Raw genomic sequence first — 16,211 nt, 5'->3', positions numbered from 1 at the left:
CTTAAGAGTGAAGGTGAATCCATGACTACATCGACTGTTAAAACCAACCTGCTGGGTCTGACCCAGCCGGAAATGGAAAAATTCTTCGACTCAATCGGGGAGAAGCGTTTCCGTGCCGGTCAGGTAATGAAATGGATTCACCACTTTGGCGTCGATGATTTCGACGCCATGACGAACGTCAGCAAGGCCTTGCGCGAAAAGCTCAAGGCTGTTGCTGAAGTTCGCGGTCCCGAAGTGGTCAGCGAGGACATTTCCAGCGACGGCACCCGCAAGTGGGTGGTGCGCGTGGCGTCCGGCAGTTGTGTCGAGACTGTTTACATTCCCCAGGGCAAACGCGGCACTCTGTGCGTTTCGTCCCAGGCAGGCTGTGCCCTGGACTGCAGTTTCTGCTCCACCGGCAAGCAAGGCTTCAACAGCAACCTCACCGCCGCCGAAGTCATCGGCCAGGTGTGGATTGCCAACAAATCCTTCGGCAGTGTTCCGGCTACCATCGACCGCGCCATCACCAACGTGGTGATGATGGGCATGGGCGAACCGCTGCTGAACTTCGACAACGTCGTGGCCGCCATGCATCTGATGATGGATGACCTGGGCTACGGGATCTCCAAGCGCCGCGTGACCCTGTCCACGTCGGGTGTGGTGCCGATGATCGATGAGCTGGCCAAGCACATCGACGTATCCCTGGCGTTGTCCCTGCACGCACCGAATGACGCATTGCGTAACCAATTGGTGCCGATCAACAAGAAATATCCGCTTAAGATGCTCCTCGATTCGTGTGTGCGCTACATGTCCGCCCTGGGCGAGAAACGTGTGCTGACCATCGAGTACACCTTGCTCAAGGACATCAACGACAAGCTTGAGCACGCTGTGGAAATGATCGAGCTGCTCAAGGATATTCCCTGCAAGATCAACCTGATTCCGTTCAACCCGTTCCCGCATTCCGGTTACGAGCGGCCGAGCAACAACGCGATTCGCCGGTTCCAGGATCAGCTGCATCAGGCAGGCTATAACGTGACCGTGCGCACCACCCGTGGTGAAGACATCGACGCGGCTTGCGGTCAATTGGTAGGGCAGGTGCTGGATCGCACCCGTCGCAGTGAACGTTACATCGCCGTGCGCGAATTGAGCGCCGACAGCGATCTGGCACAGAACGCCGCGAACACTAACTAAGAGAGGATCTCTATGTCCCTGCGCTTTGCGCTGCTGTTGCTGTTGGCCAGCCTGTGTGCTGGCTGTGTCCTGTCGGGTGATTACAACCCGATGAAGACCAGCAAGGGCCGCGACGAAGCGCGGGCTGCCTACGTGCAGCTGGGGCTGGGGTATTTGCAGCAAGGCATGACGGAGCGGGCCAAGGTACCCTTGAAAAAGGCCCTCGAGCTGGACGGTTCCGATCCCGACGCCAACGCCGCCCTTGGGCTGGTCTTTCAGTCCGAGATGGAGCCGAAGCTGGCCGACGAACACTTTCGCAAGGCACTGTCCTCCCGTCCCGCCGATGCCCGCATCCTCAACAATTACGGCAGTTTTCTCTACGAAGAACAGCGTTACAAGGAAGCCTACGAGCGTTTTGAACAGGCCGCCGCCGATACCCTGTATCCTGAGCGTTCCCGTGTGTTCGAGAACCTCGGCATGACGGCGTCCAAGCTTGGACAGCGTGATCTGGCCCGGCAGCAACTGGAAAAAGCATTGCGTTTGAACCGTCAGCAACCACGGGCGTTGCTGGAAATGGCTGAGTTGTCATTCGAAGACAGGCATTATGTGCCCGCGCGTGACTATTACGACCGTTTCAGCCAGCTGTCCGAGCAAAATGCACGTAGTCTGTTGCTCGCGGTTCGGTTGGCAAAAGTGTTTGAAGATCGCGACAAGGCCGCCAGTGCGGGCCTGCAATTAAAACGACTCTATCCCGGTACGCCGGAATATCAGCAATACCTGTCGGAGCAATGATGAAAGCGGCGCATCCCGAAGTTGTAGCAGCGAATCGCGTTAACCCCGGTGAGACCTTGCGCCAGGCCCGCGAAAGCAATGGCTGGTCGCTGGCCGAAGTGGCCCTCAAGCTCAACCTCACCGTGACTTCCCTGACCAACCTCGAAGCCGGTGCGTTCGACAAGTTGCCGGGGCATACCTTCGCTCGCGGCTATATTCGCGCCTATGCCAAATTGCTCGGCATGGATCAGGCGGTCCTGGTCCAGCAGTTCGACCAGTCCACCGGCACCGATTCCCAGGGCAGCAATGTCCACGCTCTGGGCCGGATCGAAGAGCCGGTTCGTGTTTCCCATACCATTTTGCGGATCGTCAGCCTGTTGCTGCTGATCGCGGTCATCGGCGGCGGTTTCGTCTGGTGGCAGGATCAGACCTCGTTGCGCACCAAGGACCTGACCAGTCTGGCCCCGGAGCACGTTGAAGTCGAAGGCGCCGATGGCACCACGCAGATTCATCCGATCGACGAGCCGGAAGACCAGGCCGTTACCGAAGGTCAGACCGAGGGCGCGACGGCGCTGGCACTGCCCCAATCGGAAACCGCTGCAGAGTCGACCGGTGCCGAGCCAGTCGTTCCCGCAGCCGTACCTGCTGCCCCGGCGGCGACGCCAGCTGCTCCGGCCCATGCCCCGGCCCCGGTTGTCGCCACTCCGGCTGCACCTGCCCTCAATGTTCCTGCGACTCCGGCACCGACCGTCGCCGCACCCGTTGTCCCGGCCACCCCGGCACCCACCGCAGAAACCGCTGCTCCGGCAGCAGGCGAAGGTCAGGTGCAACTGCAGTTCACCGCTGATTGCTGGGCACAGGTCACCGATGGTCGCGGCAAGGTTCTGTTCAGCGGTCTGAAACATAAAGGCGACAGCGTCTCCGTGGCAGGCAAGCCACCGCTGGCTGTGCGTCTGGGTGTTGCCCGGGCAGCGCAGGTCAGCTACAACGGCCAGCCGGTCGATGTCGCTCCGTTCACCAGTGGCGAGACTGCTCGCCTGAAGTTGGGTCAATAAGTCATGCACGGCGAATCTCCAATCAAACGTCGCGAATCGCGCAAGATCTGGGTCGGTAACGTGCCTGTGGGCGGCGATGCACCTATCGCGGTGCAGAGCATGACCAACAGCGACACCAACGATGTCGCGGCCACCGTCGCCCAGATCAACCGTCTGGAAGCCGCTGGCGTCGACATCGTTCGCGTATCGGTGCCGGACATGGACGCCGCCGAGGCGTTCGGCAAGATCAAGCAACTGGTCAAGGTGCCGCTGGTTGCCGACATCCACTTCGACTACAAGATCGCTTTGCGCGTGGCCGAACTGGGTGTGGACTGCCTGCGCATCAACCCGGGCAACATCGGTCGCGAAGACCGCGTGCGTGCGGTGGTCGATGCCGCCCGTGACCGCGGGATTCCGATCCGCATCGGTGTCAACGCCGGTTCCCTGGAAAAAGACCTGCAGAAGAAATACGGCGAACCGACCCCGGCCGCGCTGGTCGAGTCCGCACTGCGTCACGTCGAACACCTCGAACGCCTGAATTTCCAGGACTTCAAGGTCAGCGTGAAGGCTTCCGACGTGTTCATGGCCGTCGAAGCCTACCGCCTGCTGGCGAAGGAAATCGTCCAGCCGCTGCACCTGGGCATCACCGAAGCCGGTGGATTGCGCTCCGGTACAGTGAAATCCGCCGTGGGCCTAGGTATGCTGCTCGCCGAGGGGATTGGCGATACCATCCGCATCTCGCTGGCGGCCGATCCGGTCGAGGAAGTGAAGGTCGGTTACGACATCCTCAAGTCTTTGCATCTGCGTTCCCGTGGCATCAACTTCATCGCCTGCCCGAGCTGCTCGCGGCAGAACTTCGATGTGGTCAAGACCATGAACGAGCTGGAAGGGCGGCTTGAAGACCTGCTGGTGCCGCTGGATGTTGCGGTGATCGGTTGCGTGGTCAACGGCCCCGGCGAAGCCAAGGAAGCCCATATCGGCTTGACCGGCGGTACGCCAAACCTGATTTACATCGACGGCAAGCCGTCGCAGAAACTGACGAATGACAATCTGGTGGACGAGCTGGAAAAGCTGATCCGCGAGAAGGCGGCCGAGAAGGTCGAAGCCGACGCAGCGGTCATCGCGCGCGGCTGATCGAACGAATTAAGGAATTTCTGTGAGCAAGTCCCTGCAAGCCATTCGTGGCATGAACGACATCCTGCCGGAACAGACCCCGGTATGGCGCTACTTCGAAGGCACCGTTTCGCGTTTGCTGGATAACTACGGTTACAAGCAGATCCGCATGCCGATCGTCGAATTCACCGAGCTGTTCAAGCGCTCGATCGGCGAAGTGACCGACATCGTCGAAAAAGAGATGTACACCTTCGACGACCGCAACGGCGACTCCCTGACCCTGCGTCCGGAAGGCACTGCTGCGTGCGTGCGTGCCGTGCTCGAGCATGGCATCACCGGCGGTGGCCAGGTGCAGAAACTCTGGTACATCGGTCCGATGTTCCGTCACGAGCGTCCGCAGAAAGGCCGTTATCGCCAGTTCCACCAGATCGGTCTGGAAGTCTTCAACCTCGACGGTCCGGACATCGACGCCGAGCTGATCATCATGACCTGGCGCCTGTGGGGCGAGCTGGGCATCCGTGATGCGGTCAAGCTCGAACTCAACAGCCTGGGTACCAGCGAGTCCCGTGGCCGTTATCGTGAAGCGCTGGTCGAGTACCTCTCGGCGCACCACGACAAGCTGGACGAAGACAGCCAGCGTCGCCTGAAGACGAACCCGCTGCGCGTGCTCGACACCAAGAACGCCGACACGCAAGCCGTGCTGGTCGATGCGCCGAAAATGGCGGATTACCTGGATGAAGAGTCCCGTGCCCATTTCGAAGGTCTGAAGTCGCGTCTGGATGCCGTCGGCATTCCTTACGTGCTCAACCCGAAACTGGTGCGCGGTCTCGATTACTACAGCAAAACCGTATTCGAATGGGTCACCGACAAGCTCGGCGCCCAGGGCACTGTGTGCGCGGGCGGCCGTTACGACGGTCTGGTCGAGCAGATGGGCGGCAAGCCGACCCCGGGCGTCGGTTTCGCCATGGGCATCGAGCGTCTGGTGCTGATGCTGGAAACCCTGGAGCAGATCCCGCAAGAACTCGCCCGTCAGGTCGACGTCTACCTATGCGCCTTCGGCGAAGAGGCGGAACTCGCCGGTCTGGCCCTGGCCGAGCGTGTACGCGACCAGTTGCCGAACCTGCGCCTGCAGGTCAATGCCGGTGCCGGCAGCTTCAAGAGCCAGTTCAAGAAAGCCGACAAGAGCGGTGCGCTGTACGCGCTGATCCTCGGTGACGACGAAATGGCCCAGCAAGTGGTAGGTTTCAAACCCCTGCGTGGCCAGGGCGAACAACAAAGCATTGCCTGGGATGCGCTTGCCGCTCACCTGGCCACCTGCGTCGTGCAGGGTTGAAGCTGTTTAAACAGCCGATTTAGCGATTAAGGAGTATTGGGGTGTCGAGTACCGAAGACGAACAGTTGGCGGATTTGAAGGACTGGTGGACACGCAACGGCAAACCTCTGGTCACTGGCGGCCTGTTGGCGCTGGTCATCGTGTTCGGCTGGCAGGCATTTCACAAGTATCAGAGCAACCAGTCGCAAGGCGCCTCGGTGCTCTATCAGCAATTGCTGGAAACCACGCTGACCCCGGACGGCAAGCCTGACGCTGCGCGCGTCGCGGATCTGGCCGGCAAGCTCAACAGCGAATTCGGTGGTACTGCCTACGCGCAGTACGGCAGCCTGTTCGTGGCCAAGGTTGCGGTCGACAGCGGCAAGCTGGATGACGCAGCGACCGAACTCAAGGCCATCGTTGCCAAACCGGCCAACGCGGCGCTGGGCGAAATCGCCCGTCAGCGTCTGGCGCAGGTGCTGGGTGCACAGAACAAGGCGGATGAAGCCCTGAAACTGCTTGAAGGCGATGCCGACAAGTCGTTCCTGGCCACTCGCGAAGAACTCAAGGGCGACCTGCTGGTACAGCTGGGCCGCACTGACGAAGCGAACGCGGCGTATCAAAAAGCCAAGGCGGCACTGTCGGATGAAGCGGCAGTCGGCGGCCTTCAAATCAAGCTGGACGACCTGGCCAAAGGGGATGCGTGACGTGATCGGTTGGAAGCATGCAGCATTGCTGGCTCTGGCCATTCTGGCCACGGGTTGCAGCAGCAACAGCACAAAAGAACTGCCACCAGCCGAACTGACTTCCTTCAAGGAAGAAGTGGTTCTGCAAAAAGTGTGGAGCCGTTCGATCGGTGACGGTCAGGGCGAAACCTACAATATGCTGGTACCGGCGATCGATGGTGACACCATCTACGCCGCCGACGTGACCGGCATCGTGATGGCCATGGATCGCAGCAACGGCGACGTGAAGTGGAAGAAAGAACTGGATGTGCCAGTCTCCGGCGCCGTCGGCGTGGGTTACGGTCTGGTTCTGGTCGGCACGCTGCGTGGCGACGTCATCGCCCTCGACACCATCAATGGTGAAGAGAAGTGGCGCGCTCGTGTGACCAGTGAAGTATTGGCGCCACCAGCCAGCAACGGCGACATCGTGGTCGTGCAGACCCAGGACGATCGTCTGATCGGTCTGGATGCATCCACCGGTCACCAGCGCTGGGTGTATGACAGCACCCCGGCCGTACTGACCCTGCGTGGCACCAGTGCACCGCTCGCGACCAACCGCCTCGCGGTGGCTGGCCTGTCGACCGGTAAAGTGGTCGCTCTGGACATTTCCAACGGCGTGCCGGTCTGGGAACAACGGATCGCGATTCCACAAGGTCGTTCGGAACTGGAGCGCGTGGTCGACATCGACGGCGGTCTGCTGCTGTCCGGTGGCACGCTGTACGTTGCCAGCTATCAGGGTCGCGTTGCGGCACTGGACCTGGAAAGCGGTCGTCAACTGTGGCAGCGCGATGCGTCGAGCTACGCCGGTATCGCCCAGGGTTTCGGCAACGTCTACGTGAGCCTGTCTTCGGGCACCGTTGAAGGCGTCGACGAGCGTTCGACCACTGCACTGTGGACCAACGACTCGCTGGCCCGCCGTCAACTGTCGGCTCCGGAAGTGTTCTCCAGCTACGTTGCAGTCGGTGACCTGGAAGGTTACCTGCATCTGCTGAGTCAGGTGGACGGTCGTTTCGTCGGCCGCGAGCGCATCGACAGCGACGGCCTGCGTGCCCGTCCGCTGGTGGTGGGTGACACGATTTACGTGTATGGCAACAGCGGCAAACTGGAAGCCCTGACCATCAAGTAATGGTTTGACTATGCTTGGGGTTGATCCCCAAGCGGCCCTGCTCCGGCAGGGTTTGCAGCACCCATGGGTGTTGCCCCGAGCACCAGCCGCTGCCTCGCAGCGGCTTTTGTATTTTCTGAAATAACGAAGTGGAGAGCCGCATGGTTCCCGTAATCGCCCTGGTGGGCCGACCGAACGTCGGCAAGTCCACCTTGTTCAACCGCCTGACCAGGACTCGCGACGCTATCGTCGGCGACCTGTCCGGTCTGACCCGTGATCGCCAGTACGGTGAGGCCAAGTGGCAAGGGCGTTCCTACATTCTGATCGACACCGGCGGTATCTCCGGTGACGAGCATGGTATGGACGAAAAAATGGCCGAGCAGTCGCTGCTGGCCATCGAAGAAGCGGATGTCGTTCTGTTCCTGGTAGATGCCAAGGCCGGTTTCACCGCCGCCGACCAGATGATCGGCGAACACCTGCGCAAACGTAACAAGCGTTCCTACGTGGTCGCCAACAAGGTCGACAACATCGATCCGGAAATGGCTCGCGCCGAATTCGCGCCGATGGGCATGGGCGATGCGATCCCGATTGCCGGCGCCCATGGTCGCGGCATCACGCAATTGCTGGAAATTGCCCTGAGCTCGTTCCCGAAAGATGAGGACGAGCTGCCGGAAGGCGAAGAGCAGGAAGAAGTCGCCGAAGGCGAGGAAGCCAAGCGCATTCCAGGTCCGAGCGAAAAGGACGGCATCAAGATCGCCATCATCGGCCGGCCGAACGTCGGCAAGTCGACGCTGGTCAACCGCATGCTGGGTGAAGAGCGGGTGATCGTTTACGACCAGCCGGGCACCACCCGCGACAGTATCTACATCCCGTTCGAGCGTAACGACGAGAAGTACACGCTGATCGACACTGCCGGTGTGCGCAAGCGCGGCAAGATCCACGAAGAAGTCGAAAAGTTCTCCGTGGTCAAAACCCTGCAGGCCATCAAAGACGCCAACGTGGTGATCTTCGTGATGGACGCCCGCGAAGGTGTGGTCGACCACGACCTCAACCTGCTGGGCTTTGCCCTTGAGTCCGGCCGTGCGCTGGTCATCGCGCTGAACAAGTGGGATGGCATGACTCCGGGCGAGCGCGACTACGTGAAGACCGAGCTTGAACGCCGGTTGTTCTTCGTCGACTTCGCCGACATCCACTTCATCTCGGCCCTGCACGGTACCGGCGTGGGCAACCTCTACGCTTCGGTGCAGAACTCGTTCAAGTCGGCGGTCACCCGCTGGCCGACCAGCCGCCTGACCCAGATCCTCGAAGACGCGGTCAGCGAGCACCAGCCACCGATGGTCAACGGCCGCCGGATCAAGCTGCGTTATGCCCACCTTGGTGGCGCCAACCCGCCGCTGATCGTGATCCACGGCAACCAGATCGAGAAAGTGCCGAACTCGTACGTGCGCTATCTGGAAAACACTTACCGTCGTGTGCTCAAGCTGGTCGGTACGCCGATCCGTATCGAGTTCAAGGGCGGCGAGAACCCGTACGAAGGCAACAAGAACACGCTGACCGACCGCCAGGTCAACAAGAAGCGTCGTTTGATGTCGCATAACAAGAAGGCCAGCAAGAAGCGCCGCGACAAGCGCTGATCCCGGTCATCAAGAGAGAAGGGCGCCGTCTGGCGCCCTTTTTTTATGGGCGCCGGATGGGCTATCCTCGGGCTCTCCCGCGCCGTCGTCAGTGCCGGGGCAGAGCAGGGAACCCCGATGATCAACAGCAAGCTGCCGAATGTCGGCATCACTATTTTCACGCAGATGTCTCAGCTCGCGGCACAGACCGGAGCCATCAACCTGTCCCAGGGTTTTCCCGATTTCGACGGCCCGCAGTCGCTGCGCGATGCGGTCGGTCGGCACATTGCCAGCGGCCATAACCAGTATTCGCCCATGACCGGTCTGCCGGCCCTGCGCCAACAGATTGCAGCGAAGATCGCCCGCAGCTATGGCGTGAATGTCGATGCCGATCACGAGGTGACCGTCACCCCCGGCGCGACCCAGGCGATCTTCTGTGCAATCCAGGCGGTTATCCACAGCGGCGATGAAGTCATCGTGTTCGACCCGGCCTATGACAGCTACGAGCCGTCGGTGGAGCTGGCCGGTGGGCGCTGCGTGCATGTGCAACTCGGTCTGGAGGATTTCTCCATCGACTTCGACAAGCTCAGTGCAGCGCTGAGCCCACGCACGCGGATGATTATCCTCAACACCCCGCACAACCCCAGCGGAGCCCTGATCAGTCGCGCAGAGCTCGACCAGTTGGCGGCGCTGATCCGCGATCGCGACATCTATGTGATCAGCGACGAAGTCTACGAACACCTGGTGTACGACGGCGTTCCGCATGTGAGCGTGCTGGCCCATGAAGAGTTGTATCAGCGCGCATTCGTGGTCAGCTCGTTCGGCAAGACCTATCACGTCACTGGCTGGAAAACCGGCTACGTCGTGGCGCCGCCAGCGCTGACTGCCGAGCTGCGCAAAGTGCACCAGTACGTCAGCTTCTGTGGCGTGACGCCGCTGCAATATGCGCTGGCCGATTACATGGCCGAACATCCGGAACACGTCGAAGAACTGCCGGGTTTCTATCAGGCCAAGCGTGATCTGTTCTGTGATCTGCTGGAGCCGTCGCGATTCAGCTTCACCCGGGTCACCGGCACTTATTTCCAACTGGTCGATTACTCGCAGATCCGTCCCGACCTGAACGACGTCGAGATGGCGATGTGGATGACTCGCGAACATGGTGTGGCGAGCATCCCGGTGTCGGTGTTCTACCAGAATCCACCTGAAGGCCAGCGCCTGGTGCGCCTGTGCTTCGCCAAACGCGAGGAGACGCTGCGGGAAGCGGCGGCAAAACTATGCGTGATTTGAGTGCTTTACCCGATCTCAACCTGGCGCTTATCCAGACCAGCCTGGCCTGGCATGATCGTCAGGCCAATCTCGAGCATTTCGACGCTTTGCTGGAGCAGGCGCGTGGTGCGGATCTGATTATCCTGCCGGAGATGTTCACCACCGGATTCTCCATGGAATCCGAAACCCTCGCCGAAGCCGAGCATGGCCCGACCAGCAAATGGATGAAGGCACAGGCGGCGAAGCTCAATGCGGTGATCACCGGCAGCGTGATCATCCAGGCCGCCGACGGCAGCCATCGCAATCGCCTGCTATGGGCACGCCCGGACGGCGAAGTGTGGCATTACGACAAGCGCCACCTGTTCCGCATGGCCGGCGAGCACAATCACTACACGCCTGGCGAACGCCAGGTGCAGTTCGAGCTCAAGGGCTGGCGCATCCGGCCGTTGATTTGCTACGACTTGCGTTTCCCGGTGTGGAGCCGCGATGCACAAGATACCGACCTGCTGCTGTACACCGCCAACTGGCCGGGGGCGCGGCGTCTGCACTGGAACCGTTTGCTGCCGGCGCGGGCGATTGAAAACCTGTGCTATGTGGCAGCCGTGAATCGTGTCGGCACTGACGGCAAGGGGTTTGCCTACACCGGCGACAGTCAGGTGCTGGACTTCCAGGGCGAGACCTTGCTGGCGGCGGGGGAGGCGGACGGGGTGTTCAAGGCGGTATTGGAAGCGGCACCGCTGGCGGCTTACCGCGAGCGGTTTCCGGCGAATCTGGATGCGGACACGTTCGAGTTCACCTGATACCCGAATCTGATCACTCCCACGTTGAGGGTGGGAATGATCAGAACAAAAAAGGCCCCGAGGCGTAAGCTCCGGGGCCTTTTGCATTTCAGCGGTCAGTTACGCTGCTTTCGCTTCCGGCTGGCTCAGCGAGCGGTTGAGCGCGCTGAACAGTGCCTTGAAGCTGGCGGTGGTGATATTTTCATCGATACCCACGCCGTGCACTGCGCGTTCGCCATTCACACGCAGCTCGATATAAGCCGCTGCCTTGGCGTTGGTGCCCGCGCCGATGGCGTGTTCGTTGTAGTCCATGATCTCCACCGGGATCGGCAGACCGGCCACCAGTGCTTCCAGCGCACCGTTGCCCTTGCCGCGCCAGTGCAGGTTGGTTTCACCCTGGCCCTTGCTCGCCACTTCCACTTCGACGGCGCTGTGGCCGTTTTCTTCCTGCAGGCGATGGCTGACCAACGCATACGGGGTGTTGGCTTGCAGGTACTCGGTGTGCAGCAGCGAGTGGATCTGCTGGGCAGTCATTTCCAGGCCCAGACGATCGGTTTCACGCTGCACGACCTGGCTGAACTCAATCTGCATGCGACGCGGCAGGCTGATGCCGTACTCCTGCTCCAGCAGGTAGGCGATGCCGCCCTTGCCCGACTGGCTGTTGACGCGGATCACCGCCTCGTAGCTGCGGCCGATGTCGGCCGGGTCGATCGGCAGGTACGGCACTTCCCACAGGGTGTCCGGTTTCTGCTGGGCGAAGCCCTTGCGGATCGCGTCCTGGTGGGAGCCGGAGAACGCGGTGTGCACCAGATCGCCGACGTACGGGTGACGCGGGTGTACCTGAATCTGGTTGCATTCTTCGACGACTTTGCGCACGCCGTCGATGTCGGAGAAGTCCAGTTGCGGGTCGAGGCCCTGGGTGTACATGTTCAGTGCCACGGTTACGAGGTCGACGTTACCGGTACGCTCGCCGTTGCCGAACAGGCAGCCTTCGACGCGGTCGGCGCCAGCCATCAGGCCCAGCTCGGTGGCGGCCACGCCGGTGCCACGGTCGTTGTGGGTGTGCAGACTGATGATCACGCTGTCACGACGGTTGATGTTGCGATGGAACCACTCGATCTGGTCGGCGTAGACGTTCGGGGTCGCGCACTCAACGGTGGCCGGCAGGTTGAGGATGATCTTGTGCTCGGGCGTCGGGTTCCAGACCTCGATCACCGCGTCGCAGACTTCCTTGGCGAACTCCAGCTCGGTGGCGCTGAAGGTTTCCGGCGAGTATTCGAAGGTCCACTCGGTGTCCGGCTGCATGGCAGCATATTTGACGAACAGCTTGGCGGCGTTCACGGCGATGGCCTTGATGCCGTCCTTGTCCTGGTTGAACACGATGCGACGGAAAGAAGGGGAAGTGGCGTTGTACAGGTGAACGATCGCCTTTTTCGCCCCGCGCAGGGATTCGAAGGTGCGCTCGATCAGATCTTCACGGCCCTGGGTCAGCACTTGAATAGTGGTGTCGTCCGGGATGTGGCCGTCTTCGATCAGGGTACGCACGAAGTCGAAGTCGGTTTGCGAAGCGGCCGGGAACGACGCTTCGATTTCTTTCACACCGACCTGCACCAGGGTTTTCCAGAAGCGCAGCTTTTTCACCGCGTCCATCGGCTCGATCAACGACTGGTTGCCGTCACGCAGGTCGGAGCTGCACCAGATCGGCGCGGCATCGATGGTTTTCGACGGCCAGGTGCGATCCGGCAGGTTGATCACAGGAAACGCGCGGTATTTCGAAGACGGGTCTTTGAGCATGCTCATCGGGAAATTCCTTATTGTCTGGGCCGAAAAGAGGCGGCCTGCCGGTGGAACGAATGTTCGGAGAAGCTTGGGACGAGGCGCAGCGATTCAGCCCGGCAGTCGTGCGCTGACAAGGCACAGGCTGCGGTGCTGGCGAAGCTGAATAAGGGTGTGAGAGGTTTTCATGCCTTCAACCCTAACCGCGGGGGATGAGGATGGCAAGCAGTCGAAAAAAATTGAGAGGAATACCCGGAAAGCGCTTTTTTCCGAGATTTTATTCTTGATATGGCGGTTATTGTTGGCGGGGATTGCGCGGACCATTCGTCGCGCGCAATCCCTGTGGGAGCGAGCCTGCTCGCGATGAGGCCAGTCGCCTCACCCGCAAATCAAGGCTGGAAAGCCCCAATGAAAATCGCCGGATCGACCCGCGCATCGTTCAGGCTGACGTTCCAGTGCATGTGCGGCCCGGTCGCCCGACCTGTGGCACCTACCTTGCCAACCACCGCGCCGCGAGCCAGTTGCTGGCCGTTTTGCACATCGATCTTCGACATGTGGCAGAACATGCTGATGAAGCCTTGGCCGTGGTCGACGAACACGGTGTTGCCATTGAAGAAGTAGTTGCCGATCAGGATCACCTTGCCCGCCGCCGGGGTCTTGATCGGTGTGCCGGCCGGCACCGCGAAGTCGAGGCCGGCGTGGGGATTGCGCTCTTCACCGTTGAAGAAGCGGCGCACGCCAAACTTGCTCGACAGCGGCCCGTTGACCGGTTTGTCCAGCAACAGGTTGCTCGGTGTGTTCGGGCTGAAGCTGCGGTAGGCCTTGATCTGCTCGGCCAGTTCACCCTCGATGCGCTTCAGGTTCGCCGGGTTCGGATTGACCTGTTGCGTGTTCTTCAGGGTGATGTGCTGTTCCGGGTACTTCTTGTTGCCGACAGTGAAATTCAGGTTTCGACCGCCGCTGCTGATCTGCTGGGTGCCGGGTTTGACGGTCAACGGAACGCCGACAATCGCCAGCCAGTTGTTCTGTTCCTTGACCACCAACACCGGTTTGCCTTGGTACGTGGCCTTCGGCGCTTGCGCGGAGGCACCCAGATCGACGACGGCTACGCCGCCCGGCACCGGTTTGTTCAGCAGCCGGGTGATGTAGCTGTCGGCGTGGGCGTTGAAGGTCAGGCACAGTAACAACAGCGGAGCGAGAAAGCGCGGCATGGATCAGTCCAGTAAAGAGAGAGTGACGGGCGTCAGGTGGTTGTCCTCGACGCGCACTTGCAGTTCGCCTTCGCCCAGTCTGGCTTTCAGACGCTGGCCGGTGTGGGTTTGCGCCGCGTCGCGGATCGCGTTGCCACGCTCGTCGAGCAGAATGCTGTAGCCACGGCCGAGGGTTGCCAGCGGGCTGACCACGTGCAGGGTCTGCATCTGGCTTTGCAACTGCAGGCGTCGGCGTTTCAGGCCTTCGTTCATGGCGCGTGGCAGGCGCTCGGCGAGGCTGTCGAGACGCTGGCGCAACAGGGCCAGTTGCCGACCGGGGTGTTGCCCGGCGAGGCGGGTTTCCAGACGAATCAGGCGTTCGCGGCGGGTATTGAGCTGGCGCTCGAACGCCCGGCGCAGGCGCATGTCCAGATCATCCAGACGCTGGGCCTGCTGGCGCAGACGTTCGCCGGGATGGCGCAGACGGCGAGCCATTCCTTCAAGCCGCAGACGATCACGCATCAAACGGTCACGCATGCGCATCACCAGTCGGCGATGCAGGCTTTCGACCTGGCGGATCAGGTGGCTGGAATCAGGGGCGAGCAATTCGGCTGCTGCAGAAGGTGTCGGCGCACGGACGTCGGCCACAAAGTCGCTGATCGACACGTCGGTTTCGTGGCCGACGGCGCTGACGATCGGCGTCACGCAGGCATCCACCGCCCGGGCCACGGCTTCTTCGTTGAAGCACCAGAGGTCTTCCAGCGAACCGCCGCCGCGCGCCAGGATCAGCGCGTCGAAACCCCGGGCGTCCGCGAGTTTCAGGGCGCGGACGATCTGCGCTGTGGCTTCGCGGCCCTGAACAGCGGTGGGAATTAGCGTCAGTTGTACCTGCGGCGCACGGCGTCGGAACACACTGATAATGTCGCGAATGACCGCTCCGGTCGGCGAACTGATGATGCCGATGCGCTGCGGGTGCGCCGGAAGCGGCACTTTGCGCTCGGCACTGAACAGGCCTTCGGCGCTGAGCTTTTCCTTCAAGGCATCGAAGGCCAGGCGCAGGGCACCGTCACCGGCAGGCTCCACGGTGTCGAGAATCAACTGATAGTCGCCACGGCCCTCGAACAGCGAGACCTTGCCGCGCACCTTGACCGCCAGACCATCCTTCAGCGCCTGACGCACCCGCGCAGCATTCTGGCGGAACAGCGCACAACGCACCTGCGCGCCGCTGTCCTTGAGGGTGAAATACACGTGGCCGGACGCCGGGCGGGCTAGGTTGGAGATTTCGCCTTCGACCCAGATGTTGCTGAACACGTCTTCGAGCAACACCCGCGCGCGGCCGTTGAGCTGGCTGACGGTCAGGACTTCGCGGTCGAGGCCGAGTCTTGCAAAGGGATCTTTAATCATGGGGCGCAGTTTAAAGGCTTTCGCCGGTGAATGTCTGGAGGAAGTGTTGCACCAAGGGTGTGGGATTTTGCCGAAACGCGAGGGCGACAGGGCTCTGGCAATCGCCGGCCAGTGGCACAAATCTCACACCGGCGGGCGCGATGTCCTGCATCGACTCCGGCAGCAGAGCGATGCCGAATCCGGCCTGGATCAATTGCAGCTGCGTGGTCTTGCGCGACATCACTCGCGCAGCCTGGGGGAAGAAACCGTGGCGCATGCAGAGGTCGGCGCACAAGTAACTCAACCCGCCGCGTTGCGGATGGGGGATGGAGATGAACGCTTCGTCTTTCAACTGCGCCAGATTGACCGCATCAGCCAGTGCCAGTCGATGATCCGCCGGCACGGCAAGCAGCAAGCGCTCGGTGTGGAGCGGAACAACTTGAACACCTTCGCGCTGGCGCAGCACCGGCAGGCGCAACAGTCCGATGTCGAGCCGCCCCTCGGCCAGTTCTTCGAGCTGGGCCTCCGAAGACAACGTGCCGATGTCCAGCGAAACCCCGGGTTGCTGCTCCAGGTAAGCGCTCATGTCGCGCAACAGTTGGCCGCTGATCGGCACTGTGCTGGAGTGGCAGAGACGCAACGTGCCGCGCTGGCCCTGGCCGATTTCCGTGGCCAGGGTGCTGGCCTTGTTCAATTCGTTGAGCAGGTTTCTCGCCCGGGGCAGGAATGCTTCGCCAGCGGCAGTGAGCCGGGGCTGGCGTGCGGTGCGTTCGAACAGCGGCGTTTGCAGGCGGGTTTCCATGTCCTTGATCTGCCGGCTCAGTGCCGACTGGGCGATGAACAACCGTTCGGCTGCGGCACTAAAGCTGCCGCTCTCGGCGATTTCCACGAAATAACGTAATTGACGGGTTGAAAGCACGAGGCATGCCTTTTCGAGATGGCTTGGCGGTTTCGATGATATTAGTCGCAACCCTCGGCGCTGGCTAAAGTCATCGCAG

Annotated in this window: 14 protein-coding genes; 10 read left to right on the top strand and 4 right to left on the bottom strand. The window is 61.3% G+C overall.

The window, feature by feature from the left end:
• The first annotated feature begins 21 nt into the window (after positions 1–21).
• The 10 genes from rlmN to M5B44_RS12240 all read left to right on the top strand — a co-directional run bounded on the left by rlmN (position 22) and on the right by M5B44_RS12240 (position 10,885).
• Positions 22–1,170 carry a 23S rRNA (adenine(2503)-C(2))-methyltransferase RlmN gene (gene rlmN / locus M5B44_RS12285; protein ID WP_119427715.1) on the top strand — a complete coding sequence of 383 codons (1,149 nt, stop codon included), beginning with the start codon at positions 22–24 and terminating at the stop codon, positions 1,168–1,170.
• A gap of 12 nt (positions 1,171–1,182) precedes the next feature.
• On the top strand, positions 1,183–1,941 hold the full coding sequence (gene pilW / locus M5B44_RS12280; RefSeq protein WP_134828012.1) for a type IV pilus biogenesis/stability protein PilW: 759 nt from the start codon (positions 1,183–1,185) through the stop codon (positions 1,939–1,941).
• Complete coding sequence (locus M5B44_RS12275) at positions 1,941–2,975, top strand: helix-turn-helix domain-containing protein (protein ID WP_248739312.1); 1,035 nt, start codon at positions 1,941–1,943, stop codon at positions 2,973–2,975. The genes pilW and M5B44_RS12275 overlap by 1 nt, the downstream gene beginning before the upstream one ends.
• A 3-nt stretch (positions 2,976–2,978) precedes the next feature.
• On the top strand, positions 2,979–4,088 hold the full coding sequence (gene ispG, locus M5B44_RS12270) for a flavodoxin-dependent (E)-4-hydroxy-3-methylbut-2-enyl-diphosphate synthase (RefSeq protein ID WP_007956680.1): 1,110 nt from the start codon (positions 2,979–2,981) through the stop codon (positions 4,086–4,088).
• A 22-nt stretch (positions 4,089–4,110) separates the two neighbouring features.
• Positions 4,111–5,400: a histidine--tRNA ligase gene (gene hisS / locus M5B44_RS12265; protein WP_085709403.1), complete on the top strand. Its 1,290-nt coding sequence runs from the start codon at positions 4,111–4,113 to the stop codon at positions 5,398–5,400.
• 41 nt (positions 5,401–5,441) lie between these two features.
• Positions 5,442–6,083: a tetratricopeptide repeat protein gene (locus M5B44_RS12260; RefSeq protein ID WP_085734102.1), complete on the top strand. Its 642-nt coding sequence runs from the start codon at positions 5,442–5,444 to the stop codon at positions 6,081–6,083.
• Positions 6,076–7,227, top strand: a complete 1,152-nt coding sequence (gene bamB, locus M5B44_RS12255; RefSeq protein WP_248739311.1) for an outer membrane protein assembly factor BamB — start codon at positions 6,076–6,078, stop codon at positions 7,225–7,227. Before M5B44_RS12260 ends, bamB begins: the two co-directional genes overlap by 8 nt.
• Positions 7,228–7,367: 140 nt before the next feature.
• A complete protein-coding gene (gene der, locus M5B44_RS12250) occupies positions 7,368–8,840 on the top strand; it encodes a ribosome biogenesis GTPase Der (protein WP_248739310.1) in 1,473 nt (490 codons plus the stop codon).
• Positions 8,841–8,957: 117 nt separating this feature from the next.
• Positions 8,958–10,106, top strand: coding sequence for a pyridoxal phosphate-dependent aminotransferase (locus M5B44_RS12245; protein WP_248739309.1), 1,149 nt, complete (start codon positions 8,958–8,960; stop codon positions 10,104–10,106).
• Positions 10,094–10,885 (top strand): amidohydrolase, encoded by a 792-nt coding sequence (locus M5B44_RS12240; RefSeq protein ID WP_248739308.1) that lies wholly within the window; start codon positions 10,094–10,096, stop codon positions 10,883–10,885. Before M5B44_RS12245 ends, M5B44_RS12240 begins: the two co-directional genes overlap by 13 nt.
• A 99-nt stretch (positions 10,886–10,984) precedes the next feature.
• Here the strand turns inward: M5B44_RS12240 and leuA are convergent, their stop codons facing one another.
• The 4 genes from leuA to M5B44_RS12220 all read right to left on the bottom strand — a co-directional run bounded on the left by leuA (position 10,985) and on the right by M5B44_RS12220 (position 16,132).
• On the bottom strand, positions 10,985–12,664 hold the full coding sequence (gene leuA / locus M5B44_RS12235) for a 2-isopropylmalate synthase (protein ID WP_085709408.1): 1,680 nt from the start codon (positions 12,662–12,664) through the stop codon (positions 10,985–10,987).
• Positions 12,665–13,029: 365 nt separating this feature from the next.
• On the bottom strand, positions 13,030–13,851 hold the full coding sequence (locus M5B44_RS12230; RefSeq protein WP_248739307.1) for a peptidoglycan DD-metalloendopeptidase family protein: 822 nt from the start codon (positions 13,849–13,851) through the stop codon (positions 13,030–13,032).
• Between the two features lie 3 nt (positions 13,852–13,854).
• Positions 13,855–15,234, bottom strand: a complete 1,380-nt coding sequence (xseA, locus tag M5B44_RS12225) for an exodeoxyribonuclease VII large subunit (RefSeq protein WP_248739306.1) — start codon at positions 15,232–15,234, stop codon at positions 13,855–13,857.
• 10 nt (positions 15,235–15,244) lie between these two features.
• Positions 15,245–16,132: a LysR family transcriptional regulator gene (locus M5B44_RS12220; protein WP_248739305.1), complete on the bottom strand. Its 888-nt coding sequence runs from the start codon at positions 16,130–16,132 to the stop codon at positions 15,245–15,247.
• Positions 16,133–16,211 lie beyond the last annotated feature (79 nt).

Origin of the sequence: Pseudomonas sp. MWU12-2029 (assembly GCF_023242425.1) — a bacterium.
In the GTDB taxonomy this organism is placed as follows: domain Bacteria; phylum Pseudomonadota; class Gammaproteobacteria; order Pseudomonadales; family Pseudomonadaceae; genus Aquipseudomonas; species Aquipseudomonas kribbensis.
Note: the sequence above shows the minus strand (reverse complement) of the source record. Positions and strands in the feature narration are given on the sequence as shown.

What these genes read in the sequence shown, in the direction of transcription:
- rlmN (WP_119427715.1), top strand. Translation starts at nt 22, where the DNA reads ATGACTACATCGACTGTTAAAACCAACCTGCTGGGTCTGACCCAGCCG.
- ispG (WP_007956680.1), top strand. Translation starts at nt 2,979, where the DNA reads ATGCACGGCGAATCTCCAATCAAACGTCGCGAATCGCGCAAGATCTGG.
- bamB (WP_248739311.1), top strand. Translation starts at nt 6,076, where the DNA reads ATGCGTGACGTGATCGGTTGGAAGCATGCAGCATTGCTGGCTCTGGCC.
- der (WP_248739310.1), top strand. Translation starts at nt 7,368, where the DNA reads ATGGTTCCCGTAATCGCCCTGGTGGGCCGACCGAACGTCGGCAAGTCC.
- M5B44_RS12275 (WP_248739312.1), top strand. Translation starts at nt 1,941, where the DNA reads ATGAAAGCGGCGCATCCCGAAGTTGTAGCAGCGAATCGCGTTAACCCC.
- leuA (WP_085709408.1), bottom strand. Translation starts at nt 12,664, where the DNA reads ATGAGCATGCTCAAAGACCCGTCTTCGAAATACCGCGCGTTTCCTGTG.
- M5B44_RS12245 (WP_248739309.1), top strand. Translation starts at nt 8,958, where the DNA reads ATGATCAACAGCAAGCTGCCGAATGTCGGCATCACTATTTTCACGCAG.
- xseA (WP_248739306.1), bottom strand. Translation starts at nt 15,234, where the DNA reads ATGATTAAAGATCCCTTTGCAAGACTCGGCCTCGACCGCGAAGTCCTG.
- pilW (WP_134828012.1), top strand. Translation starts at nt 1,183, where the DNA reads ATGTCCCTGCGCTTTGCGCTGCTGTTGCTGTTGGCCAGCCTGTGTGCT.
- M5B44_RS12230 (WP_248739307.1), bottom strand. Translation starts at nt 13,851, where the DNA reads ATGCCGCGCTTTCTCGCTCCGCTGTTGTTACTGTGCCTGACCTTCAAC.
- M5B44_RS12240 (WP_248739308.1), top strand. Translation starts at nt 10,094, where the DNA reads ATGCGTGATTTGAGTGCTTTACCCGATCTCAACCTGGCGCTTATCCAG.